Consider the following 23,740-nt stretch of genomic DNA (forward strand, 5'->3'; position numbering starts at 1 on the left):
TATTAAAGTAAAAATCCATACATGAGTGTCGCTACAATTGCCATCGTCCCACCCACAATAGCTTCGTAAGGAATCAATCCCATCCGTTGTTTAATGCTCATTTTCATGCTGTCTGCCGTGACGTGAAAATAGTTGCCCTGCGGCAAGGAATCAATGACTGTAGCTCCTGTATGCACCATCACAGCTGCGGCGAGCGGGGCCGTTCCCATGTTCAGAATGGCTTCCCCAAACGAGCCTGTCGCCAAAATAACTCCCGTCGAGGTGGACGCCGTGGCGGCTGCCATCAGAATACCTGCAAGCGGTGCCAAAAATGTACCGGAAACTCCCGAAGCTTCAATCAGGCCAACCACCTGTGCAGACAAGTTGGAGGCAGAGATCAGACCGGCAATCCCGCCTGCACCGATCAAAATCAGCACAGTCGCTGTCATTTTATTTAAACCGGAGGCCGAATACTTCAGGATATTGCGCCCTTGTCCCATGGCCAGCATACCCACAATCCCGGCGATCGGCAAAATGTACATCGCATCCACCTTGAAACTCGAAAGTGCTTCAATGCCGGAGATGGAACCAATCGGGTTAATCATCAGCAAAATAACAGCTACCAGCGGGGCTACAATCGCCCGTCCCAACGCTGGATATTTCGATGTATCGACATCACTGTCCATAATATCCTGGTCGGACACCTTCACACCTTTGGTTTTCAACATAGATGCCACCAATACAGTCATGATTAAACCGCATATCGCAGGAACCACGCCCGCCAACATCACGTGGCTTAAATCCAGATTAAATCCGCGCGCCGCCGCAATCGTATTAGGATTGGGAGAGATGATGTTCCCCGCTTTTCCGCCTCCAGACAAAGCCAACAGGAGCGCCAGCTTGGAAATCCCCATTTTGTTACCGACCGACAATGCAATAGGTGCCACAATCAGCACGGCAACGGGAATAAATACACCTACCGCCGTAATAATCATCGTCGCTAAGGCTAGTGCGAGTATCGCTTTACTACCGCCAAATTTCTTTACAATAGCCTGCGCAATCGTCTCCGCCGCCCCGGATTCCATCATTACGCCTGCCAATACACCTGCGGCAAGCACACGAATGACCGTCCCCATCACACTTTGCGTACCGCTTATTAACACGCTGATCGTCTGCTCCAGATTGGCTCCGCCCAATAAAGCGCCTACAATAGCTCCCAAAAATAAAGCATAAACCGGATTCAGCTTTCTTAATATCAGAATAATTGCAATAGCCAGCCCTGCCAGAGCCCCTATCCAACTGATCGTCAATCCTTCCATCTGTCTAACCCCCCGGGCAATTTTTGATTACGCTTTCATTATATCGATTGCTGTATGTGAAAAATATTGAAGAACAGACGAAATTGATTGTGCATTTGCACAAAAAAGTCCGAACAGGCTTACAAAACAAATTTAATGAATACGCTTGCAAATTTAAAATTTAAGATTATAATACCTGTATACAAGTATACTTGATTAATTGAGAAGGTGAAATGATGGTCGAATCAGAATTCCTATATCCCTCCAAATGGCTTTTAAAAGCCTCAGCTGGTGATCGCGTAACTTCCGAGCTTAGAATGCGCATTATTTCTGGCGGGATTGAAAGCGGTACCATATTATCTGAAAATAAACTAGCTGCTGATTTCACTGTAAGTCGCTCACCCATTCGTGAAGCGTTAAAAATACTGGCATCCGAAAATATCATTCGATTAGAAAGAATGGGAGCCGTTGTTATTGGTTTATCAGAAAAAGAAATAGAAGAAATTTATGATGTCCGTCTGCTCATAGAATCCTTCGTATTTGAACGTCTTGTAAAGATGGACACTGATGATTTGGCGAAGGAACTTAGTAAAATACTCGAAATGATGAAAGTCGCCATTAAATATGGTGATGCTGATGAGTTTTCATATCAAGATGTCTTATTCCATGAAACGATTATTCGTGCAGTCAATCATTCTCATATTCTGATGATTTGGAATAATCTAAAGCCTGTTATGGAAAGTCTCATTCTTTTGTCGATGCGTATGCGTTTCAAAGAAAAGTATGAAGATTTTACACGGATTATAAACAATCACGAACTTTATATTGAAGCAATCAAAGCAAAAGATAGAGACCTCATGATCAAGTCTTTACATGAAAACTTTGATGATGTTCAAGGTAAAGTAGAAGACCTATGGATGTCACAACAAATGCTATCTAAAGGAGTCGTGCAACCAAATGACTAACTATATGTTGGGTGTAGATATCGGGACCACAAGTACGAAAGCCGTTCTATTTAGCGAAAAGGGCGAAGTCATCCAACAAGAGAATATTGGATACCCGCTTTATACACCGGACATAGCGACAGCTGAACAAAATCCAGAAGAGATATTTCAGGCTGTCCTACAGGCCATTTCGAATATCATGAAATATCACTCACAAAAAAAGCTATCGTTTGTTTCATTTAGCAGTGCCATGCATAGTGTCATTGCGATGGATGAACATGACCGCCCGCTTACGTCTTGTATTACTTGGGCAGATAATCGAAGTGAAGCATGGGCACATAAAATAAAAGATAAGCTGAATGGCCATGAAGTCTATAAACGAACAGGAACACCCATTCACCCCATGTCACCCTTAACAAAAATAGCTTGGATTGTGAATGATCTTTCTGAAACCGCTGTCAAGGTTAAAAAGTATATCGGAATTAAAGAATATATTTTCAAAAAGTTCTTTGATCAATATGTAGTGGATTATTCCCTAGCTTCTGCCATGGGCATGATGAATCTAGAAAAATTAGATTGGGATGAAGAAGCATTAAAAATTGCGGGTATAACCCCTTCTCAATTATCTGAGCTCGTGCCAACAACCCAGATATTTACCAACTGTGATTCAGATTTAGCAAAAAAGATGGGGATCGATCCACAAACATCGTTTGTTATTGGAGCTAGCGATGGAGTCCTTTCTAATCTAGGTGTAAATGCGATACGAAAAGGCGAGGTTGCCGTCACAATTGGGACAAGCGGTGCCATTCGAACCATTATAGACAAGCCTCAAACAGACGAAAAGGGAAGAATATTTTGTTATGCCTTAACAGAAAAGCACTGGGTTATTGGGGGGCCGGTGAACAATGGCGGGATGGTCCTTCGCTGGATCCGTGACGAACTTGCCTCATCAGAAGTAGAAACAGCGAAAAGACTAGGAATTGATCCATATGATGTACTAACCAAGATTGCTGAACGTGTAAGACCAGGATCTGACGGATTGTTATTTCATCCATACCTGGCTGGTGAACGTGCGCCTTTATGGAATCCAGACGTACGTGGCTCATTCTTCGGTTTGACGATGTCACATAAGAAAGAACATATGATTCGCGCAGCCCTAGAAGGAGTCATTTACAATTTGTACACCGTATTTTTGGCATTAACTGAATGCATGGACGGTCCTGTGACCCGAATTCAAGCTACTGGAGGCTTCGCGAGGTCAGATGTTTGGCGGCAAATGATGTCCGATATATTCGCATCTGAAGTCGTCGTTCCAGAAAGCTACGAAAGTTCTTGTCTAGGAGCTTGTATTTTAGGCTTGTATGCCACCGGAAAAATCCAGTCCTTTGAAGTCGTCTCTGAAATGGTTGGCAGTACCAACAAACATACACCAAAAGAAGAAGCAACCAAGGAATACAGGAAATTGCTGCCGATTTTCATTAACCTATCCAGAGTATTAGAAGACGATTATACACGGATTTCCAATTATCAAAGAAGCTTAATTAAACACTAAAAAGATAAAAAGCAGGGGGTAATTACAATGCCATTAGTTATCGTAGCGATTGGAATTTTAGCATTATTAGTTTTAATCATGGGCTTCAAATTGAACACCTTTATTTCATTAATCATTGTATCGTTCGGCGTCGCTTTAGCACTTGGAATGCCTTTAGAAGAAATTGTTAAAACCATCGAAGCCGGATTAGGCGGAACCCTTGGTCACTTAGCGTTAATCTTTGGACTTGGAGCGATGTTAGGTAAGTTGATCGCTGATTCTGGTGGTGCTCAACGAATTGCCATGACCCTCGTAGACAAATTTGGTGAAAAAAATATCCAATGGGCAGTCGTAGCTGCTTCATTCATTATCGGTGTGGCGTTATTTTTTGAAGTAGGATTAGTATTGTTAATTCCAATCATATTTGCCATTTCAAAAGAATTAAAAGTTTCTATTTTATATCTCGGGATTCCGATGGTTGCAGCTTTATCCGTAACACATGGTTTCTTACCTCCACATCCAGGGCCTACAGTTATTGCTGGTGAATATGGCGCGAACCTTGGTGAGGTTTTACTTTACGGGTTCATTATTGCCATTCCAACTGTTATTTTAGCTGGACCTGTATTTACTAAGCTTGCCAAAAAACTCGTACCTGCATCATTTACGAAAACGGGTAATATTGCCTCTTTAGGTGAACAAAAAGTATTTAAATCCGAGGAAACTCCGGGATTTGGTATCAGTGTATTTACTGCAATGCTTCCTGTTATTTTAATGTCTATTGCTACGGTTATTACTTTGCTTCAAAAAACAATGGGATTTGAAGATAGCAGTTTACTAGCAGCGATCCGTTTTATTGGTGATGCATCAACTTCCATGTTAATTTCCTTACTGGTAGCTGTCTACACCATGGGAATAGCACGAAAAATTCCAATCAAAAATGTAATGGCATCTTGTACAACGGCTATTACTCATATTGGGATGATGCTCTTAATCATTGGGGGTGGCGGAGCCTTCAAACAAGTACTGATTAATGGCGGCGTAGGTGACTATGTAGCTGAATTATTCAATGGAACTACATTATCACCCATCTTACTTGCCTGGATTATCGCTGCAATATTACGAATTTCCTTAGGTTCTGCAACTGTTGCAGCTTTAACAACCGCTGGTTTAGTTATTCCGATGTTAGGACAATCCGACGTTAATCTTGCTTTAGTTGTGCTTGCAACGGGAGCGGGTAGTTTAATAGCTTCACATGTTAACGATGCTGGTTTCTGGATGTTTAAAGAATATTTTGGTTTAAGCATGAAAGAAACATTTGCAACATGGACATTACTTGAGACCATCATTTCTGTAGCTGGATTAGGATTTATTTTAGTACTAAGTTTATTCGTATAAACTATGATTCCCGGGCGGTAGATCCCCCACTTATTTTTCTTAGAATCTTCTAAGCCTATAAGTGAGGATCTACGGCCTATTCATTTCAAATAAAAGGAGCAGAAAAAATGTCCAACACAATTGGTGTCATTGGTTTAGGGGTAATGGGCTGTAATATCGCTTTAAACATGGCTGGTAAGGGTGAGCAAGTCGCTGTCTATAATTATACGAGGGATTTAACGGATGATCTTGTTAAAAAAAGTGAAGGTCACTCCATCCATCCCTACTACGAAATTCAAAACTTTGTTTACTCCTTAAAAACTCCAAGGAAAATCTTCCTTATGGTAACAGCGGGCAAACCGGTCGATTCGGTAATAGGTACATTAGTACCCTTCCTTGAAGCAGGCGATGTGATCATGGACGGTGGTAACTCCCATTACAAAGATACGGAACGTAGATATGATGAATTGAAGTCAAAAGGAATCGGTTATTTAGGAATCGGTATCTCCGGCGGCGAAGTCGGGGCTTTAAATGGACCTTCGATCATGCCTGGTGGAGATAAAAACGTATATGAAAAAGCAGCTCCTATTCTAACAAAAATAGCAGCCCAAGTGGGCGGAGATCCTTGCTGTGTTTATATGGGTCCAAAAGGATCCGGTCACTTTGTAAAAATGGTACATAACGGAATTGAGTACGCAGATATGCAATTAATCGCAGAAGTCTATACATTTTTAAGAAAGAGGCTATGTTTATCTGTTAATGAAATTGCCGACATCTTTGAAACATGGAATCAAGGGGAACTGAAAAGTTATTTAATCGAAATTACCGCAGAGATTTTACGAAAAAAAGATGAAATAACAGGCTTACCTCTGATCGATGTGATTCTGGATAAAACAGGGCAAAAGGGCACAGGTAAATGGACAAGTATTCAAGCAATTGATCATGGAATCCCATCATCCATTATTACAGAGTCATTGTTTGCCCGTTACATCTCCTCTTTAAAAGAAGAACGAGTTTATGCAGAAAATATTCTAACAGGACCAGGGATTGATCAGCGAAGTTTAGATAAAGATGTGTGGATTGAGTACATTAGACAAGCTTTTTATATGGGTAAAATTTGTGCCTACGCGCAAGGATTTATACAATATAAAATGACTTCTGAACTTTACGAATGGAATTTACCTTTAAAGGATATTGCCCTTATTTTCCGTGGTGGTTGCATCATTCGTGCCGAATTCTTAAACGTAATAAGCGAAACATATCAAGAACAGCCAAATTTGGCTAATCTACTAATCGCCCCGTATTTTGCTGAAAAGGTTAAAGAGTATCAAAAAGGATTACGAAAAGTTGTCTGTGAGGGTATTAATTCTGGCACTTCGTTTCCATGTTTAAGTGCTTCACTTACTTATTATGATAGTTACCGGACAGGCATTTCGAATGCTAACCTTTTGCAAGCACAAAGGGATTATTTTGGTGCCCATACTTATGAACGAAGTGATGCAGCAGGGTCCTTTCACACAAACTGGCAGTGATCGATAGTGGTAGTAAATCTCCAGTGCCCTAATGAAGTGGTTTTTCCCTTCATTAGGGCACTCCTCGTTTAAGCTAAATAAAAAGAAGCCTTGGGCGTATAACATTTCAGCCAAGACTTCTTCAAATAAACATCTACCCAGCCCAGACATTTGGCAAAAGTTTGCATCTGTTGGGGTTTAAGTGCCACCCATAGCTTATCTTTGCAGATATTGTCTCAGCCATTGGAGCGCGGGACGTTCCGTGCCGTTAGAGTTCAGCAGATGTGTGTTCGGCTTCCAAGTTTGTCCCTGGATATACCCCCAGAGCGTAACTCCCTTCACCGCAGAATGCTTCCATAATACCGGAAATTTCTCCTTGTATCTGGCAAGCTGGGTGTTGTCGTCGCCAGTTATATCCAGCTCCGACACATAGATTGGCAATCCTGTTGCCGCCAGCTTGTTCAGTACAGTGTTCATCGTGTTAACTGAAACAGTGTCCATGCTAAACTGGTGGCATTGGATACCAATTCCGTCAATCAGGCCTCTGCTCTTGAGCTGATTAATAATATTGACATATTGGTCGGTTAACGAAGGATCATTGATAATTCCATATTCATTGATCAGCAGCTTAGCATTGGGGAAGGCTTGTCTGGCCTGTTGGAACGACCATATGACCCAATCCCATCCGGTCGACCCGTCACCACCAATGGCATTGCGATAGGACGGCTTCTGATGCAGCGGCTCATTCACCACATCTACAAACTCCGCATTCGGATAGCGTTGACCTGCTGCTTTAATCCACTGAGTCACTTCCGCTTTCTGATCAGCAGCCGACAGCCCCCTAACCCAACCTGGCTCCTGGGCACCCCATACCAACGTATGGAACTTGAACGGGAAGCCATTGCTACGGGCATAATTGTAGGCGGTATCGGCCTGTGACCAGTTCATGTTGTTACGGTTGCCTTCAACCGATTCCCACTTAGTCGAGTTTTCCGGCGTCACTTGATTCCAGTATGTCCCGTAACTAGGAGGGACACTGCCCGCAATGACATTCCCCAGGAATTTGCTACCGTTCGCCATACTGGCACTAGCCGGGTTTATCAGAACTGATGATAACAACACACCCGCCAACGCCAAGCCGCTTACCAACTTGCCCACTTTAAATTTCGACATACAATCTCCTCCTCATACGTATAGTTTTTTAATATTCCTACTCTTAAATAAATCGCTTACATTTCCAATTATAAGAATGTAAGGTTATTATCTGCTACATGTAAAAGTAAAGATTTTACCCGAAAAACTTTACATCATTGCGGGGCGACTGAAAACCTGGTGCTCCTTTATCCCAAACAACTCCGAAATGACAAAAAAAGGTTGATGCAAAAAGTGATATGCTCTCCTTACAGTAGCAAGTTTTAACCTGCCTACTCTTTTGGGAACATATCACTTTGGAGACTGCCTATTTAATAGTTTAAGGATTAAGGGCTCTTGCAATTGCGTCTACATAACTTTGGCTAGCACGTTGGCTTACTTCTGCTTGTGGAACTATTCCCTCAAAATTGTGGAATGTGCCGGGATACAGATGGAATTCGACGTCCACCCCCGCTTGGGCAAGGCGTCCCACATATTCGATCGTCTCATCTCGGAATAGATCGAGCTGGCCTACGCACGTATAAGCCGGCGGCAGGCCAGCCAAGCTTTCTGCTCTCGACGGCACCGCATATGGGGACACCTCGCTATCTTCGGTACGATTGCCTAAGTACATGTTCCAGGCCGCCAAGTTGTTCTTCCGGTTCCATGGTGCGTTATCGGCCGTAATTTCATGACTTGACGCCGTAATACTGCGGTCATCGATCATCGGATACAGCGGCATTTGGAAAATGAGGGCTGGCCCACCTTTGTCACGAGCCATTAAAGCAAGTGCTGCGGTCAGCCCGCCGCCCCCACTTGCTCCTGCAATGGCGACCCGATCTAAGTCAATGCCCAGCAGCTCCGCTTCGTCGGTCATCCACGTCAAAGCGGCATAACAGTCATCGATGGCAGCCGGGTAGGGATGCTCAGGAGCAAGTCGGTAATCGACCGATACGACGACGCATTTGGCCGCCTGCACGAAGCGTTCGCACAAAGCATCGTCCATATCAGGATGGCCCATCACATAGCCTCCCCCGTGAATCCACAGCATGGCCGGAAGCCTAACGTCAGTTCGCTGAGCAGGTTCGTAGATTTTGACTAATATCTCGCCTGCTACACTCGGAATCATCCGGCTTGTCGTGCGTACGTGCTCCGACTGCTCAATAGGAGGACTAGACAAATAGCTTCTGCTCAGCTCTAAATTCTCTTCCAGTTGAAAACCAGGAAATTGTGCGATTACTGCCCTTAATTCTGGTAATAAACGATTTTCAAAATCCATGCAAATCACTCCTATGTTTGGTTTTTACAATCTTTTCTCCGTCTCCGCTTCCCACTTGGCTATTTCCTTCCGAACTCGGGGTGCTACCTCTGTTCCTAGCAGCTCAATGGCTCTCATCACTTCGGCATGCGGCATCGTGCTTAACGGAACATACAACATAAAGCGAGTAACACCTACATGTTTGCGAAGGTGAATGATCTTCTGGGCAACAGTCTCTGGATCGCCGACATACAGCGCACCTTCAAAGCTGCGCGCGGCATCGTAGCTAGAACGATCATAATGTGCCCAGCCCCGCTCCCTGCCCAATCTATTCATACCTGCCATCGTAGAAGGGAAATATGTATCTGCAGCTTGCTCATTATTCTCTCCGACAAATCCTATCGAGTGCGACCCAACCCTAAGCTTTGATTCCTCATGACCGGCGTGCGCTGCTGCCTTCTTATAAAGCTGGACAAGTGGTGCAAAATTTACCGGATTCCCGCCAATGATCGCGAGTATCAAGGGCAGTCCTAACAGACCTGCCCGGATAGCAGAATCCTGCCTGCCCCCGCTGCCAACCCATATGGGTAAAGGATTCTGAACCGGCCGTGGATACACACCCAAATTGTTAATTGCTGGCCGATGTCCGCCTTTCCAGGTTACTTTTTCGGACTCCCGTATTTTAAGGAGCAATTCCAAATGTTGTTCAAACAGCTCATCATAGTCTTCCAAGTCATAGCCGAACAGTGGAAAAGATTCAATAAAGGAACCTCGACCCGCCATAATCTCCGCACGTCCATTCGAAATACCATCCAGCGTAGCAAAATCCTGAAAAACGCGAACGGGATCAGCTGAAGAAAGCACTGTCACTGCACTGGTCAGCCGAATCCGTTTCGTCTGCGCTGCAGCCGCTGACAGCACAACTGCTGGTGAAGATGCAGAATAATCCTTCCGATGATGCTCACCTACACCAAACACATCAAGCCCCACTTGATCAGCAAGGATAATTTCCTCGACAACTTCGCGCAATCGCTGTGCGTGACTTATCACTTCACCTGTCTGAACGTCGGGCTTTGTTTCTACAAACGAAGTAATACCTATCTCCATCGTCCATCTCTCCTATTCTAATAGCTTTCTTTGTATGTTAATTAAATATCGGTAAAATATCATACCGATCGGTAAAATATTTTTCCCAGTAAATATAACTCATTAAAAAGAGTACTGTCAATAAATATAGTAAAAATCTTTGATTTATCCTCATACTGATATCTCCTTGGTGCGATAAACCAATCTGCATTTGACAATATAACGGGCTAATTATAAGATAATAACATACTAACTGGTACGCAAATAAAGACCCCTAACAATTATGATCAGAGTCATGGAATTAAGAATAAAATTACGAACATGAGAGGTATTGATTATGGGACGAATCCGCGAATTTGACGAAGATAAAGTATTAGATGCAGCTATGCAAATATTTTGGGAGAAGGGATATGAAGCTACCTCATTGAGTGATTTAACTTCCAGAATGGAAATTCAACGACCCAGTATATATTCCACTTTTGGAGGCAAAAAAGAATTGTTCGAAGCTGCGCTGCGCAAATACATGATGTCCCGTGCTTCTCTGATCCGAACCAAACTTCAAAGCAATCCATCTGTAAAAGAAGCATTTCGGACTTTCTTTGAAGGTGTGGTCGATGAGGAATATGCGGAAAATCCTAGAAAAGGATGCTTTTGCATTAATACAATGGTTGAACTTGCGCCCCATGATGAGAAGTTTGAAATTCTTACAAGGGAGCATCAAATGTACCTAGCGGTTATATTTCAAGAAACCATTGAAAGAGGTATACAATCAGGTGAGCTTGAGATCGGGCTCAATGCGAAGGCTGTATCACAGGCGCTAGTCGTATCGTTAATTGGACTGACCGTAATGATAAAGTCTCGTCCAGAACGATCATTTATTGATAACACGATAGAGGTGACACTTACACTTCTTAAGTAATTCGGAATGAATTCAGTTTTGAATATATATGCTTTATTATGTATAATAATTCAAAACTAATAAAAAAGGGAGTGCATCTAATGTCATTTTTAATAAGGAACGCTAAGCCTGATGATTTAAACAGTTTAACCGAGTTAATGTATGAATACATCGTTGGTTTTTATCAAAACCCTAGGCCACCTATCGAAAAAATCCATAATTTGATACACACCCTTTTTGAGCAGCAAAGCGGTATACAATTTGTGGCGGAACAAAATGGAGAATTAATCGGCTTTGCTACATTATTCTTTACCTTTAGCACGATGAAAGCAGACAAAGTCACTGTTATGAACGATCTATTTGTATTGGAACCATTTAGAGATACAGAAGTAGAAACACAGCTTTTTTTAGAATGTCAAAAATACTCACGAAATCAAGGCTATGCTCATATGGCCTGGATAACTTCTACCGAGAATAAACGCGCTCAAATTTTCTTTAAAAAGATGGATGCTGTCCAAGGGAGAGATTGGGTTCACTTTTCATCGTAACAATACTTTTGATACGATTTTCCGCGCTAACGGCAGTTCAAAGGGCACCCGATTGGGTGCCCTTTGTTCGTAACACATGTTTTCACGCATGCGGATATGGAAACATGCTGATACCCATGCCTTCATGGCCTCCCTTTGCTGTCTGGATATAGAGTATACTAGATGAGTATAAGTTCGATACACGATGACATTATATATGTAATGGTATTCAAATACAGCGCAGAAGAGGTTGAAAATGAGTCAGAAGCATTTTACAGATTACGCATTAAGTGAAGAAATTGTAAGAGCGCTGAATAGCCTGGGCTATGAGACGCCAACAGAGATTCAGACGGAAGTCATTCCTGTGGCGCTTGAAAAGAAGGATCTTGTCGCCAAATCGCAAACAGGTAGCGGCAAAACAGCAGCATACGGCATTCCAATCTGTGAGCTAGTAGATTGGAATGAGAATAAGCCCCAAGCTTTAATCCTGACGCCAACCCGTGAACTCGCGTTACAGGTCACCGAAGACATCACGAATATTGGACGCTTTAAGCGGATCAAAGCAACACCCCTTTATGGGAAACATCCTTTTCATATCCAAAAGGCTGAGTTAAAACAAAGGACGCATGTGGCTGTAGGTACGCCAGGACGTGTACTGGATCATATTGAACGAGGGACGTTACCGTTAGATCGGATTGCCTATCTCGTGATTGATGAAGCTGATGAGATGCTGAATATGGGCTTTATCGAGCAAGTTCAGTCGATTATTCAAGCGCTGCCTAGTGATCGGGTTACCATGTTATTCTCCGCTACCTTCCCTGAGGACGTAGCCACACTGTCACGTAAATATATGAAAGATCCTGTTAGAATTGAGATTAAAGCGACTGGTATAACGACCGCTACAATTGATCACTCTCTTATTCAGGTGAAGGAGTCAGACAAGCTGGCACTACTGCAAGATCTGCTCATTGTTGAGAATCCTGACAGCTGCATTATTTTCTGTCGTACGCAGGAGAATGTAGATACATTATTCAGGGCATTGGCTGATCTTGAATATCCATGTGATCGCATTCATGGTGGCATGGAGCAAGACGAGCGATTTGAGGTAATGAATGCATTCAGAAGGGGTCAATTTCGTTACTTGATTGCAACAGATGTTGCCGCACGAGGAATTGATATCACGAATATCACCCATGTCATTAACTACGATATTCCCCTTGAGAAGGAAAGCTATGTTCACCGCACAGGACGTACGGGACGTGCTGGCAAAACGGGGAAGGCCATTTCCCTCATCACTCCTAAGGATGGCCGAAGATTAGCTGATATCGAAGCATATATTGGATTCGCGATTCCGCAGGTAAAGGCTCCCTCAGAAGAGGCTGTTGACCTCCGTAGAGAAGATTTTGAGCAAAAACTGCATGTAAAAACCGCACTCAAAAAAGATAAGCGCGAGCAATTAAACCAACAGATTATGAAGCTGAACTTTAACGGCGGTAAGAAGAAAAAACTTAGAGCTGTCGACTTCGTGGGGACCATCGCTAAGCTTGACGGAGTCAACGCAGATGATATCGGGATCATTACGATTCTAGATAATGTGACAGATGTCGAGATTCTGAATGGCAAGGGTCCATTGGTGCTTGAGATTATGAAGAATACAACCGTAAAGGGTAAGCTGTTAAAGGTACGCAAAGGGAATAATAAGTAGATGTATGCTGCATAAAAGAAGGTGAGGCAACCCCGCCCGTACAGCCGATAGTTTTCGTTAGCTAACGGGCGGGATTGCCGAGTTTACCTCTTGATCGTTTAATTCATCTTTCCATTTTGAATTTGCAAGAAAATTGTGTGCTCTCTTGGATAAAACCAATAGTCATCTTCACCTTATCAATGACTTAACTTAACTTAATTTTATTTTATCTCTCATTCCTTCCACTTTACCTAATCCATAGGTTGTTTTGGAAAAGCACTCCTGAATCGTTTCAGAGATTACTTACTATTACGACGTCTAAACTTATTAAAAATGTAATGTCTAAATAGAACAATTGAAATTTCGGGTAGCAATACAGCAAATATGTATAACAATATAATGAATGGTAATGACGAAATGAAAATTTCAGCGCCCTGGTCTGTTTTCACACGTTCAACTAGCAGCCACCACATAGGTACTGATACAATCCACATCAAGGCATTAGAGATGATTACATAAAGAGTATTTTTCCATAACAGACAAAACAAAATTGCAATAATGGCCGGGATAGTCCATGAACCTATCCTATGACTATTACTTAATATAACAAATGCTATAACAGGATATAAAAGTGCAACCACCATCTGGACTCCCCTATTATCATAAACCCTCATTTCTTATCTCCTTTTTATATTTTTACAATCTCTTTTCAAATTTTTGATAGGTATACTTCATCATTCTATTTATTTCCACAATAAAAATCCAAGCCCTATGAAATCAACACCGTTGGTGATAATTGTTCTGCTTTATCGTACTCTCTTAGAGAGTAGATTTAATACTAAAAAAATTTAGAAAAGGTGTCCCTTTCGGTCATCTTCATTTGTTATACAGGTATAGTTTTCTTTTTGATCAGAGGAGGTGCCTAAATTTTTGAATGAGGAAATCGAATACAAAATCAAACGAGTTCAAGCTGGCGAAATCCAGGATTACGCCTACATTGTGAAGGAGTATCAGCGTCAGATATTTGTGTATTGCTGGCGGCTATTAGGAAGTGAGCATGAGGCAGAAGAAGCCGTACAGGATATTTTGGTCAAAGCTTTTGAAAAAATTAACATGTACAAACTGACAATGGGCTTCTCCTCCTGGCTGTATAAAATGGCCTATCATCACTGCCTGAACTTGATTCGCAGGAAGAATCTACAGCGCAAATTTAAGATTACCCTGTTCACCTCAACTAATATGACTTCAGACAGTGCTGCGCAGGTTTTGGAACGTCAGCTTTTCAGTGAACCGCTGAGCCGGGCATTAGACCAACTGAATGCAGAAGAACGAAACCTATTGGTGCTGCGCATTTTTGAAGAAAAAACGTTTGGAGAAATCGGGGAAATTATGAACAAGAGCGAGGAAGCTATCAAGAAAAAATACGGCAGAACAAAAACAAAGCTCAAAAAAATGATGGAACCCATAAAGGAGGACCCGAAATGCGTGAATTACAAGGCAGAAATCAGGAACAAAATCTGAAATACACCGATCCAAAAGACAAAGACTTAAAAAACATGGACAAGCTGACAGAACCAGAAAGTGTCCTAAAAATCCAAGCTTTTGACGTTTCTGACAAAGTGATGGAACAGGTCTACCAAAAGGTGACGCCCAAAAAGGGGTTCATTGTAAAAATGCGTCTTCAACCGCGCATTACCGCTCCCATTATGGTCTTACTTTTTGTGTTAGGGGCTTCTGTGACCGGATACGCCGCTTCGCAATATCTTGAATTCCGCAACAGTAAGGGCGACGTTGTATTAAATACCGCCAAAACACCTGCCGAAACGGACGCCTCGAAAACGTATACCTCCACCTACGCACAGTGGAACGAAAAAGTGAAAGATCGCTTGCAGCCCGGAGAGTATGCTGCCTATTACGTCAAGGACGATTCTATGAATCAGAACAACCTATCTAATCCGGCCCTGTTTGCGTACAAGCCAGCTGAACTTTCAAGTTTCAACAGCTTACAAGATGAAATCAAGCGAACTGAGGCTCCATTATTCAGCAACCCCACTCATCTACCAGATGGCTATCAGTTTGAATTCGGATACGTCTATCCAGGCGCTGCATATCCTAGGATGATGGATAAAAAGGAATATCGAGCTTTAACCGATAAACTGATGCAACAGGCCCAAGCTGCACCGGAGGGTGAACATCTGTTTATTCAAAAGCTGAGCTGGGACAAGTCAGACACCTCCTTTGCCCGGTATGCGAGAGGAAACGACTATGTAAACATTACCGTCACCAAATACACTCCTGAAGTCACAAAGACAACCATCATGCAAAATGAACAGGATTCGGCTGAGCAACTGACAATTAAAGGAACCAAGGCCTATTACATCAGGGCAAGCAAAACAAGCAATCCCTTGGAGGCCGGAAAAAACCGACTGGGCTGGCTTGATGAAAAAAGACGGTTACACTTCAACATATCTGATAACCAGGACAGTCCACTGACCAAGGAAGACCTGGTAAAAATAGCCGAGGATTTGCTTAACGGTTCACCGCAATAGCTATAAAAGAAAAGCTTTGAAGAGAGACCATCCTTTTTTAGGGGTGGTCTCTTTTTGGAGAATAGTCCTTATACCTTTTCCTCACAAACTATTACGGCATGTTCCACAATCTTTTCACCTCAACTAATTCCTGATCATTGAATTCCATTCTGTATACGTCTGGCTTGGATGTGTGTAGTAAAAAATCCAAATCGTACTGCTTGTCATAATACCCCATCATTAAAGTCATTACAGCTCCATGAGTGCCTAATGCGACTTTCCGTCCTCGGTAGATTTTTAGCAATTCCTTTAAGACTGTTATACTTCGATTCTGACAAACTGCATTAGACTCTCCTCCCGTTAAAGCAAAGTCGGGATCAGAAAATGACTTATCTAACAAAGGGAATAATTCATCATCAGGCATTCGGTTGTCTTCATTCAAAAAAATTCTTTCTTTAAGATCCTCGAGTATTAAAACTTCTTGTCCTGAGCATTGAGCTAATTCTTGAATGGTTAGGATTGCCCGTTGATATGGACTTGAAACGAAAACCTCGATCCCCTCTCCTCTCAATAACTCAGTTATTTGAAAAGCATCTGACTTACCTTTATCAGTCAAACCTCTTGTTCTTTCATTTCCTTCCGTCTTTGGTGATTCGCCATGTCTCACCATGTAAATGAAAGTTTTCATATTAACCTCCACGGATCACCCGATAAACTTCTCAATCAACTGAGACACTAAGGGAATTACGCAAATGTTTAACATCACTCATCGGTGGCCGTCCAAACATGCGTCCATATTCTCGGCTGAACTGCGAAGGACTCTCATAGCCAACGCGAAAGCCTACAGTGGCGGCCTCCAATCCCTCCGAGAGCAGTAAGCGGCGTGCAGCCTGCAGTCGAATGGCCTTCTGATACTGCAGAGGACTTATAGCCGTTACCCTTTTAAAGTGCTTGTGTAAGGAAGAAGGGCTCATGTTTACTTCCTTCGCCAATTCCTCGATCACAAGAGGCTTAGAGTAATCGCGGGTAATCAGATGGATCGCTTTGGAGATGCTATGTGCATAGCTGCCAACTACGGCAAATTGCCTGATTAAAGCTCCCTGCTCACCTTGTAATACACGATAAAGGATCTCGTGCGTGATAAGCGGCGCAAGAAACTGAATATCCGCAGGCGTATCCGAAAGTCTGACAAGCCGAAGCAGCGCATCAAGCAGCAGAGGGTCAAATTGGCTCACCAGTATGCCGCGTCCAGTCTTAACGTTACATGGAGGAGGACTCTTCTTGATAATGTCCAGGATGGCGTCTGGACTAATGGATAATTGAAGACTGAGATAAGGAAGCTCCGACGAGGCTTGAGTTATTTTACCAGTTACGGGAAGTTGAACTGATGTGACCATGTAGGTTGTTGGATCGTACACATAGTTTTCTCCAGCCAGCATTGCTGTCTTTGAGCCTTGCGCAACCACGTACAGGGAGGGCATATGGACCGTATGATTCAGCTCGGACACATGGCTTGCACGTCTGAAATAAAGTCCTGGCACAGACGAAACAAACGTACCGTCCGAAGACGCGCGTTGATCAATCAGACGAATCAGTTCTTGTAGATTCGTAGAAATATCAGAGGGGGGAGGAGACGAAACCATTCATGCTTCACCTTCCTTTCCGTTGAACGCTAATATTGATGTGCTAATTATATGCACGCCGAATAGGATTAGGCAAGAATTGGACTTGATCGGTCTACCTGTCTCAACTGAATTCTACTTAAAATTTACTTGCAAGGCCAACAAAGGGCCTAAGGCAAATAGATCAAAGAAAGAAGGATGGGGCTATGAGTTTGGAAGGAAGAATAGAGAACAAAGTCGTCGTGATTACAGGTGCAAGCAGCGGAATTGGAGAAGCAACAGCACTGTTGCTTGCCGAGCGTGGAGCAAAAGTCGTGCTTGGGGCGCGCGGGGTGGAGCGCCTTGAAGCACTGGCGACACGTATTACGAATAGGGGTGGCGAAGCTGTCTATGCACGCACTGACGTTAGACGGCGCGAGGATCTGTGCAACCTCGTTACTTTGGCTTGCGAACGATACGGGAAGCTGGATGTTCTCGTCAGCAACGCTGGCGTTATGCCTATATCCCCTCTCGATGATCTGCGCGTGGAAGATTGGGAGCACATGATTGACGTCAACATTAAAGGCGTTTTGTATGGCATTGCTGCAGCGTTGCCTGTCTTTCGCAAACAGGGTTTCGGACATTTCGTGAACACTGCTTCTACAGCAGGACACAAGACCGTTCCGAACCAGTCGGTCTACTCTGGTACGAAGTTCGCCGTACGCGCCATCTCAGAGGGGTTGCGCCAGGAGGCTGGCGATAAGCTGCGCGTGACCATCATTTCGCCAGGTATTGTGCAGACAAATTTCACCGAAAGTTTAACAGACCCGGCTATAAGAGATCAACTCGCCGTCATCCGGGATAAACTAGCCATGACACCAGACGCGGTAGCCCGCGCAATTGGATTCGCAATTGAACAACCTGCTGACATTGATGTGAACGAAATCGTGATCCGCCCAACCGCACAAATATAACATAAATAGATAGGGGCACCTCCTCTTGTGAGTGAGCCCCTATCTATTCATACATAAAGCTTTACCATGGAAGCTGTTCATCCATGTGACATCGAAAATGCAGAAGGATTGCAAAACTTTGTATTGTTAAACAAGCATTTTTAGCGGTGGGGACTTCTCCCCACCGCTTGGTGTTGTTGCTTATTGGACTCTAAAATATATCGTAAGATTACTGTGCTTTTTATTAAAAATATTTGGATGATCGAGTTACTAGCCATGTAAAAATTAACGATGAAGCGGTTCCCTTTCGCCCAGACCGAGCACCTCCGTTGTGGAGTCATAAATTTCTTGGTAAAGCTCTGGGTTTTCCGCTAGTGACACCCCATAAGAAGGAATCATTTCTTTTATTTTTGGTTCCCACTCTTCCATATGTTGTGGGAAGCATTTTTCCAATACTTCCAGCATAACGTGAACAGCAGTAGAAGCACCCGGAGAGGCGCCGAGCAGTGCAGCTATCGAACCATCAGCAGCACTAACCACTTCTGTACCAAATTGAAGTGTTCCTTTACCGCCCTCCGTATCTTTGATCACCTGCACACGTTGACCCGCTACCACGATCCCCCAGTCCTCGATTTTGGCGTTCGGAATAAACTCGCGTAATTCTTCCAGACGCTTTTCATTCGATAACATCACTTGCTGAATCAGGTATTTGGTCAATGCCATCTCTTTTGCGCCTGCCGCCAACATCGTGATGAGATTATTGGGTTTTACAGATCCGATCAAATCCAAATTTGAGCCCGTTTTCAAGAACTTCGGTGAGAAGCCGGCAAACGGTCCAAATAGCAGTGCTTTTTGGTTACCGATATATCTTGTATCCAGATGCGGAACAGACATGGGAGGAGCACCAACCTTAGCTTTACCGTATACTTTCGCATGATGCTGGGCGACAACCTTAGGATTGTTACATACCATAAATAGTCCACTTACCGGGAATCCCCCGATATATTTGGACTCAGGAATACCGGTTCTTTGTAGCAAAGGTAGACTTCCACCCCCACCACCGATAAAGACAAATTTGGCAGTATGGTATTCGATTTTACCGTTATCCAGATTATGGACTTTGACTTTCCACGAGCCGTCGCTCGCACGTTTAATATCCTTTACACTATGCTTGTAATTGATCTCAACGTTTTTACTTTTTAAATGCTCAAACAACATGCGTGTTAAAGCACCAAAGTTGACATCTGTTCCAGAGTCGATTTTGGTTGCCGCGATTGGTTCATTCAATGTACGGCCTTCCATAATTAGCGGAATCCATTCCTTCAGCTTTTCAGGGTCGTCGGAAAATTCCATGCCTTGAAATAGAGAAATAGTTGAAAGCGCTTTAAACCTTTTTTTCAAAAAAGATACATTTTTCTCTCCTGTTACCAAACTCATATGAGGTATTGGCTTGATAAAGTCCTGAGGATTACGAATCAAATGGCTGTTTACAAGAAAAGACCAAAACTGTCTTGAAAGCTGAAACTGCTCATTAATGTCTACAGCTTTACGAATATCTATAGATCCATCAGCTTTTTCGGATGTATAGTTCAGTTCGCACAGTGCAGCATGGCCTGTACCTGCATTATTCCATTCGTTAGAGCTTTCTTCTCCTGCGTTTGCGAGTTTCTCAAACACTTTAATTTCCCATTCTGGTGCTAACTCTTTTAGCAATGATCCCAGAGTCGCGCTCATGACTCCGGCACCAATTAAGATAACGTCTGTATTTTTCTGAATGCTATTCATAAAAACCTTCCTTATCTCTTATATTTGCAAAAAAGAGCAGGCCCTCCTGCTTAGGTGATACAAGAAGCAAGGCTCCACTCAGGAACATATCTTTTCTGTCTCTATTATAACTAAAATATAATCTTTTAAAAATTATATTGTCTATTATCTGATAATTATAAATCATTTCTGCTAAAAAGTGAGAATTTTCTTTGCAAAATAATAAGAATGGATCTCAACACGCTGTATTATGGGGGCTTCACTTACTAGCAGTAATAACAGACACTGACAATTCTTCGGTAAACACACCCGTGGAGTCCATATCTAGTAGAACAGATGTTAAATCATTTTCAAATCGTACTAAATTATCACCAAAAAGGCGTCTTGAAGCAAATGATGTAGAGTACAGATTTCCAATGATCGAATCAACAGTCCATGTATATGAATAACTCGGTAAAATATGTCTTTGGACATTTTTGAATCCAGATTTTCTTACAATATCCTCATACCTCTCCTTTGGGGGAGTGTAAGTGCTATTACCAGCTCTTCTTGCGTCTCCTAGCCAACGTCTCACTACTTCGTTGACCTTGAGTTGCCAAAGTAAGGGTTCCTGCTTCCCAGTATTATCAATAATAGCTACGCCACCATTAGTATCAGAACTGTTATACAGAATGTCAAGAATGGACTCTCTATCCATCCAATGAAATGCTTTCGCAATTATAACGAGGCGAAAGACACTCCAGTCACATACGCGCTCTTCCGCCCTTCCTTGTACCCATTTAACATTGTCCAACCTTTTATCACTGGACAAACGGTTTGCTTCATCTAGCATTTCTGATTCAGTATCTACACCTACTATTTCTTCAAACCAATCACTAAATCTTAGAGATAGCTGACCCGTTCCACATCCTAAGTCAAGCAAGCGACCTTCCCCATTCAGAGAAAACTTGTTAACTAAAAACCGAATAAGCGACGAAGGATAAGGAGGTCGATACCTAGAGTAGTACCAAGCGGTACCTTTAAATAGATCTGGACCATAATCACTCATAGCTTATAACCTTCTCTCTACTGAACTTTTAAAACATGAGAGTCACAGGGCTGCCTGTAACGGCAAGTTTTTGGGCCAATCTTTACGGGACAGGCCCTTTCTAATTGCACTAACGTTTCCTCGAATGAGCTTCATGGTTTATAAATACTTCATCATGATATTCGAAACAGTCTGTTGTTGATTCACCCAATCATAATCGGAGTTATCCATAACAAACGATTGAAAAGGAAGTTGCTCAATAATTTGTAATTCTAGCTCTCGTCGATATTCAAGGAACTGAATATATCCCTCGTACCCATGAAGCCCCTTCTTCCTTCCATAATCTTGCTCTGTATGGTACCAAATCGTGAAATCTAACCATTCTTGAGATCTCATCGTTTTTACTCGCTCAATCGTCTCACGCACATCAGGTTGCTTCAAATAGAACAAAATTGGATTTAACTCCTGAATTTGCTCCGCAATCTGTAATACATGCCGAACAAATCGATCATTTCCAGCATCATGCCGGGCGAGTAATGCACACCCTGGGTTCTGTAAAAAACAGCATTCGAGTATGATTAGCTTTTCCTTTTCTCGCTGATCTTTAACAAAAGACTTCCAACGTTGGATCATCAATTCGCAGTACTTTTCCACGGGTACTCCATCGCAGATTTCATAACGCTGGATTTCCTCATACAAACTAGAAGGAATTTTATTTTGGGCTGATTGCTGCGCAAGCGCATATGCGATTAAAGAGTCGTTGCCATTCAAAGATACGAACGGATCAATGTAATGAAACACCTCGGAATAGATTGATCGGAGCCGATCAAGTTCTTCGTTCGGCATACATGCAACCGATTCATAATCAGCGGGATGCCGTAAATTTCCTTCTAAAAATAGTTCCGATTCTATTTGATGTGTATTTAACATGTCATGTATGTATCTAGATAATGTGGATTTGCCAGAGCCAGGTATGCCTTCGACGATAACCAATTTCGTTTTCGTAGCTGGTACATTCGCCATAGTATCACATCCTTATGAATTAAATGATTACCTTAAGGAGAATCCAATTATCTCGTTATATCGCCAGATAGCTTAGGAACCTTTCCTTTATCTCGACATCCTTAGAAAACCAATAAAAAGCATTGGATCCTAAGGACTGACCCAATGCTTTTATAGATGGCTATCTTCTAGTTATTTAATAATTACGTATTCCAGGTTAACCAGTTTTGCATAAGTCACAATTTGGTCTGTGGTTAGATTCAAGGAAACCACAGTATGGTGACCGCCACCGTTCTCAATCCATGCCTTAACTCCATCCTGGAAGTTAGGCTTCACGTTCCACAGTACACGGGCTACCGGAAGATTTGGAGCAGGAACTGTCGGTTCAAATGCCGTAACCTCATTGATCAGCAGTTTATAATGAGTGCCAAAGTCAGCCATAGAAACAACCACACCGTCTCCTGCCTTGCCGTCAAATACCAGACGGGCTGGATCCTCACGATCGCCGATACCTAACGGAGAAACGATGACTTTAGGCTTGTTGCTCGCCAACGTTGGGTCAACTTCAAGCATATGGGATTGAAGGATCGATTCCTGACCAGCCGCTAATTCATAGGTGTAGTCTTCCATAAAGCCAGTGGATTGGTTATGGCTCATGACTTTAAGCAGGCGATCGAGCGCTGCAGTCTTCCAGTCTCCTTCACCAGCAAATCCGTATCCTTGTGCCATCAAACGTTGAACGGCAAGACCAGGGAGCTGTTTCATACCATAGAGGTCTTCGAAGTTCGTAGTGAAGGCAGTATAGCCGCCATGATCCAGGAATCGTTTAATAGCAATTTCATAGCTTGCTTGCACTCTTACACTGGCTTCCCAAGCTTCCTTGCTATAAGTACCATAATCGAATTCATAAAGTTCAGAGTATTCCGCAAACAAAGCATCAATCTCTTCTTCTTTCACAGCATTGACGTACTGAACGAGGTCGCCAATTCCGAAGTAGTCAACAGTCCATCCAAATTGAATTTGGGCTTCGACCTTATCACCTTCCGTAACGCCAACATTACGCATATTGTCGCCAAAGCGGGCGACTTTGATATTGAAGCTTTCGTTATAAGCAACCGCTACATCCATCCACTCTGCGATTTGTTTTTGCACTTCTGCACGTTCCCAGTAACCTACAACCACTTTATTCTGTTTCTTCAAGCGGGCGTTGATAAACCCATATTCACGGTCACCATGAGCTGCCTGATTGAGGTTCATGAAGTCCATGTCAATTGTAGCCCAAGGAATGCTTTCATTGTACTGTGTGGCCAAATGAAGTAGCGGCTTTTGCAGCAATTTAGTACCGCGAATCCACATTTTTGCAGGTGAGAAAGTATGCATCCAAGTGATGACACCAGCAACCTCATCACGATAGTTGACTTCTTTCATAAGGCTGGTGATTTTGTCTGCACTAACCGCCAGATCTTGCAATACAAGCGGATAAGGCAGAACGCCGCTCTTATTTAGGGCATCGGTCATTTCTTGTGCGTGTGCTTTGACTTCTGCTAATGCTTCTTCTCCATACAGATGTTGTGAACCTACGACAAACCAGAACTGTTTTGTACCTACTGTTGACATAACATTCATCCTCTTTTCTTCGTTTGT

Annotated in this window: 20 protein-coding genes; 10 read left to right on the top strand and 10 right to left on the bottom strand. The window is 42.8% G+C overall.

Features of this window, described 5'->3' with window-relative positions:
* Nucleotides 1-2 precede the first annotated feature (2 nt).
* On the bottom strand, nucleotides 3-1,298 hold the full coding sequence (locus tag MHH57_RS25090) for an SLC13 family permease (RefSeq protein WP_025719225.1): 1,296 nt from the start codon (nucleotides 1,296-1,298) through the stop codon (nucleotides 3-5).
* Between the two features lie 212 nt (nucleotides 1,299-1,510).
* Between MHH57_RS25090 and MHH57_RS25095 the strand changes: the two genes are divergently transcribed.
* The 4 genes from MHH57_RS25095 to gnd all read left to right on the top strand — a co-directional run bounded on the left by MHH57_RS25095 (nucleotide 1,511) and on the right by gnd (nucleotide 6,658).
* The gene (locus MHH57_RS25095) at nucleotides 1,511-2,242 is read left to right on the top strand and encodes a GntR family transcriptional regulator (RefSeq protein WP_029518875.1); all 732 of its coding nucleotides are present in this window, start codon (nucleotides 1,511-1,513) and stop codon (nucleotides 2,240-2,242) included.
* On the top strand, nucleotides 2,235-3,773 hold the full coding sequence (gntK, locus tag MHH57_RS25100; RefSeq protein ID WP_342434666.1) for a gluconokinase: 1,539 nt from the start codon (nucleotides 2,235-2,237) through the stop codon (nucleotides 3,771-3,773). Before MHH57_RS25095 ends, gntK begins: the two co-directional genes overlap by 8 nt.
* Before the next feature lie 27 nt (nucleotides 3,774-3,800).
* Entirely contained in the window at nucleotides 3,801-5,147 is a 1,347-nt protein-coding gene (locus MHH57_RS25105) for a GntP family permease (protein WP_023991059.1), read from the top strand.
* Between the two features lie 107 nt (nucleotides 5,148-5,254).
* The gene (gene gnd, locus MHH57_RS25110) at nucleotides 5,255-6,658 is read left to right on the top strand and encodes a decarboxylating NADP(+)-dependent phosphogluconate dehydrogenase (protein ID WP_342434667.1); all 1,404 of its coding nucleotides are present in this window, start codon (nucleotides 5,255-5,257) and stop codon (nucleotides 6,656-6,658) included.
* Nucleotides 6,659-6,853: 195 nt separating this feature from the next.
* Here the strand turns inward: gnd and MHH57_RS25115 are convergent, their stop codons facing one another.
* The 3 genes from MHH57_RS25115 to MHH57_RS25125 form a co-directional block, all read right to left on the bottom strand.
* Complete coding sequence (locus tag MHH57_RS25115) at nucleotides 6,854-7,810, bottom strand: endo-1,4-beta-xylanase (RefSeq protein ID WP_318627778.1); 957 nt, start codon at nucleotides 7,808-7,810, stop codon at nucleotides 6,854-6,856.
* Nucleotides 7,811-8,108: 298 nt separating this feature from the next.
* A complete protein-coding gene (locus tag MHH57_RS25120; protein WP_341071412.1) occupies nucleotides 8,109-9,047 on the bottom strand; it encodes an alpha/beta hydrolase in 939 nt (312 codons plus the stop codon).
* Nucleotides 9,048-9,071: 24 nt separating this feature from the next.
* Nucleotides 9,072-10,133: an LLM class flavin-dependent oxidoreductase gene (locus MHH57_RS25125; protein WP_029518881.1), complete on the bottom strand. Its 1,062-nt coding sequence runs from the start codon at nucleotides 10,131-10,133 to the stop codon at nucleotides 9,072-9,074.
* 316 nt (nucleotides 10,134-10,449) lie between these two features.
* Between MHH57_RS25125 and MHH57_RS25130 the strand changes: the two genes are divergently transcribed.
* From MHH57_RS25130 to MHH57_RS25150, 5 genes are all read left to right on the top strand, one after another.
* On the top strand, nucleotides 10,450-11,031 hold the full coding sequence (locus tag MHH57_RS25130) for a TetR/AcrR family transcriptional regulator (RefSeq protein ID WP_029518882.1): 582 nt from the start codon (nucleotides 10,450-10,452) through the stop codon (nucleotides 11,029-11,031).
* 80 nt (nucleotides 11,032-11,111) lie between these two features.
* The gene (locus tag MHH57_RS25135; protein ID WP_029518883.1) at nucleotides 11,112-11,558 is read left to right on the top strand and encodes a GNAT family N-acetyltransferase; all 447 of its coding nucleotides are present in this window, start codon (nucleotides 11,112-11,114) and stop codon (nucleotides 11,556-11,558) included.
* A gap of 235 nt (nucleotides 11,559-11,793) precedes the next feature.
* On the top strand, nucleotides 11,794-13,242 hold the full coding sequence (locus MHH57_RS25140) for a DEAD/DEAH box helicase (protein WP_029518884.1): 1,449 nt from the start codon (nucleotides 11,794-11,796) through the stop codon (nucleotides 13,240-13,242).
* Between the two features lie 909 nt (nucleotides 13,243-14,151).
* Complete coding sequence (locus MHH57_RS25145) at nucleotides 14,152-14,742, top strand: sigma-70 family RNA polymerase sigma factor (protein WP_340933745.1); 591 nt, start codon at nucleotides 14,152-14,154, stop codon at nucleotides 14,740-14,742.
* Nucleotides 14,703-15,770 (top strand): DUF4367 domain-containing protein, encoded by a 1,068-nt coding sequence (locus MHH57_RS25150; protein ID WP_342434668.1) that lies wholly within the window; start codon nucleotides 14,703-14,705, stop codon nucleotides 15,768-15,770. The genes MHH57_RS25145 and MHH57_RS25150 overlap by 40 nt, the downstream gene beginning before the upstream one ends.
* Nucleotides 15,771-15,861: 91 nt before the next feature.
* Here the strand turns inward: MHH57_RS25150 and MHH57_RS25155 are convergent, their stop codons facing one another.
* Together MHH57_RS25155 and MHH57_RS25160 are read right to left on the bottom strand one after the other, a co-directional pair.
* Nucleotides 15,862-16,437, bottom strand: coding sequence for a histidine phosphatase family protein (locus MHH57_RS25155; protein ID WP_342434669.1), 576 nt, complete (start codon nucleotides 16,435-16,437; stop codon nucleotides 15,862-15,864).
* A gap of 31 nt (nucleotides 16,438-16,468) precedes the next feature.
* The gene (locus tag MHH57_RS25160; RefSeq protein ID WP_342434670.1) at nucleotides 16,469-17,392 is read right to left on the bottom strand and encodes an AraC family transcriptional regulator; all 924 of its coding nucleotides are present in this window, start codon (nucleotides 17,390-17,392) and stop codon (nucleotides 16,469-16,471) included.
* A gap of 185 nt (nucleotides 17,393-17,577) precedes the next feature.
* On the opposite strand from MHH57_RS25160, the gene MHH57_RS25165 reads away from it, so the two are divergent.
* On the top strand, nucleotides 17,578-18,324 hold the full coding sequence (locus tag MHH57_RS25165; protein ID WP_342434671.1) for an SDR family oxidoreductase: 747 nt from the start codon (nucleotides 17,578-17,580) through the stop codon (nucleotides 18,322-18,324).
* Nucleotides 18,325-18,588: 264 nt separating this feature from the next.
* Here the strand turns inward: MHH57_RS25165 and MHH57_RS25170 are convergent, their stop codons facing one another.
* The 4 genes from MHH57_RS25170 to araA all read right to left on the bottom strand — a co-directional run bounded on the left by MHH57_RS25170 (nucleotide 18,589) and on the right by araA (nucleotide 23,713).
* Nucleotides 18,589-20,088 carry a malate:quinone oxidoreductase gene (locus MHH57_RS25170; protein WP_029518891.1) on the bottom strand — a complete coding sequence of 500 codons (1,500 nt, stop codon included), beginning with the start codon at nucleotides 20,086-20,088 and terminating at the stop codon, nucleotides 18,589-18,591.
* A gap of 238 nt (nucleotides 20,089-20,326) precedes the next feature.
* Complete coding sequence (locus MHH57_RS25175) at nucleotides 20,327-21,115, bottom strand: class I SAM-dependent methyltransferase (RefSeq protein ID WP_341071417.1); 789 nt, start codon at nucleotides 21,113-21,115, stop codon at nucleotides 20,327-20,329.
* 138 nt (nucleotides 21,116-21,253) lie between these two features.
* On the bottom strand, nucleotides 21,254-22,117 hold the full coding sequence (locus MHH57_RS25180) for a hypothetical protein (RefSeq protein ID WP_341071418.1): 864 nt from the start codon (nucleotides 22,115-22,117) through the stop codon (nucleotides 21,254-21,256).
* A gap of 171 nt (nucleotides 22,118-22,288) precedes the next feature.
* Nucleotides 22,289-23,713, bottom strand: coding sequence for an L-arabinose isomerase (gene araA / locus MHH57_RS25185; RefSeq protein ID WP_029518894.1), 1,425 nt, complete (start codon nucleotides 23,711-23,713; stop codon nucleotides 22,289-22,291).
* Nucleotides 23,714-23,740 lie beyond the last annotated feature (27 nt).

It is taken from the genome of Paenibacillus sp. FSL H7-0442 (genome assembly GCF_038593105.1).
Taxonomy (GTDB): Bacteria; Bacillota; Bacilli; order Paenibacillales; family Paenibacillaceae; genus Paenibacillus; species Paenibacillus polymyxa_D.

Excerpts from the sequence above, each read along its gene's own strand:
- MHH57_RS25125 (WP_029518881.1), bottom strand. The coding sequence starts at position 10,133 with ATGGAGATAGGTATTACTTCGTTTGTAGAAACAAAGCCCGACGTTCAG.
- MHH57_RS25180 (WP_341071418.1), bottom strand. The coding sequence starts at position 22,117 with ATGGCGAATGTACCAGCTACGAAAACGAAATTGGTTATCGTCGAAGGC.
- gntK (WP_342434666.1), top strand. The coding sequence starts at position 2,235 with ATGACTAACTATATGTTGGGTGTAGATATCGGGACCACAAGTACGAAA.
- MHH57_RS25165 (WP_342434671.1), top strand. The coding sequence starts at position 17,578 with ATGAGTTTGGAAGGAAGAATAGAGAACAAAGTCGTCGTGATTACAGGT.
- MHH57_RS25090 (WP_025719225.1), bottom strand. The coding sequence starts at position 1,298 with ATGGAAGGATTGACGATCAGTTGGATAGGGGCTCTGGCAGGGCTGGCT.
- MHH57_RS25105 (WP_023991059.1), top strand. The coding sequence starts at position 3,801 with ATGCCATTAGTTATCGTAGCGATTGGAATTTTAGCATTATTAGTTTTA.
- MHH57_RS25115 (WP_318627778.1), bottom strand. The coding sequence starts at position 7,810 with ATGTCGAAATTTAAAGTGGGCAAGTTGGTAAGCGGCTTGGCGTTGGCG.
- MHH57_RS25160 (WP_342434670.1), bottom strand. The coding sequence starts at position 17,392 with ATGGTTTCGTCTCCTCCCCCCTCTGATATTTCTACGAATCTACAAGAA.
- MHH57_RS25135 (WP_029518883.1), top strand. The coding sequence starts at position 11,112 with ATGTCATTTTTAATAAGGAACGCTAAGCCTGATGATTTAAACAGTTTA.
- araA (WP_029518894.1), bottom strand. The coding sequence starts at position 23,713 with ATGTCAACAGTAGGTACAAAACAGTTCTGGTTTGTCGTAGGTTCACAA.
- MHH57_RS25155 (WP_342434669.1), bottom strand. The coding sequence starts at position 16,437 with ATGAAAACTTTCATTTACATGGTGAGACATGGCGAATCACCAAAGACG.
- MHH57_RS25150 (WP_342434668.1), top strand. The coding sequence starts at position 14,703 with ATGCGTGAATTACAAGGCAGAAATCAGGAACAAAATCTGAAATACACC.
- MHH57_RS25130 (WP_029518882.1), top strand. The coding sequence starts at position 10,450 with ATGGGACGAATCCGCGAATTTGACGAAGATAAAGTATTAGATGCAGCT.
- MHH57_RS25140 (WP_029518884.1), top strand. The coding sequence starts at position 11,794 with ATGAGTCAGAAGCATTTTACAGATTACGCATTAAGTGAAGAAATTGTA.
- MHH57_RS25095 (WP_029518875.1), top strand. The coding sequence starts at position 1,511 with ATGATGGTCGAATCAGAATTCCTATATCCCTCCAAATGGCTTTTAAAA.
- MHH57_RS25170 (WP_029518891.1), bottom strand. The coding sequence starts at position 20,088 with ATGAATAGCATTCAGAAAAATACAGACGTTATCTTAATTGGTGCCGGA.
- MHH57_RS25120 (WP_341071412.1), bottom strand. The coding sequence starts at position 9,047 with ATGGATTTTGAAAATCGTTTATTACCAGAATTAAGGGCAGTAATCGCA.
- gnd (WP_342434667.1), top strand. The coding sequence starts at position 5,255 with ATGTCCAACACAATTGGTGTCATTGGTTTAGGGGTAATGGGCTGTAAT.
- MHH57_RS25175 (WP_341071417.1), bottom strand. The coding sequence starts at position 21,115 with ATGAGTGATTATGGTCCAGATCTATTTAAAGGTACCGCTTGGTACTAC.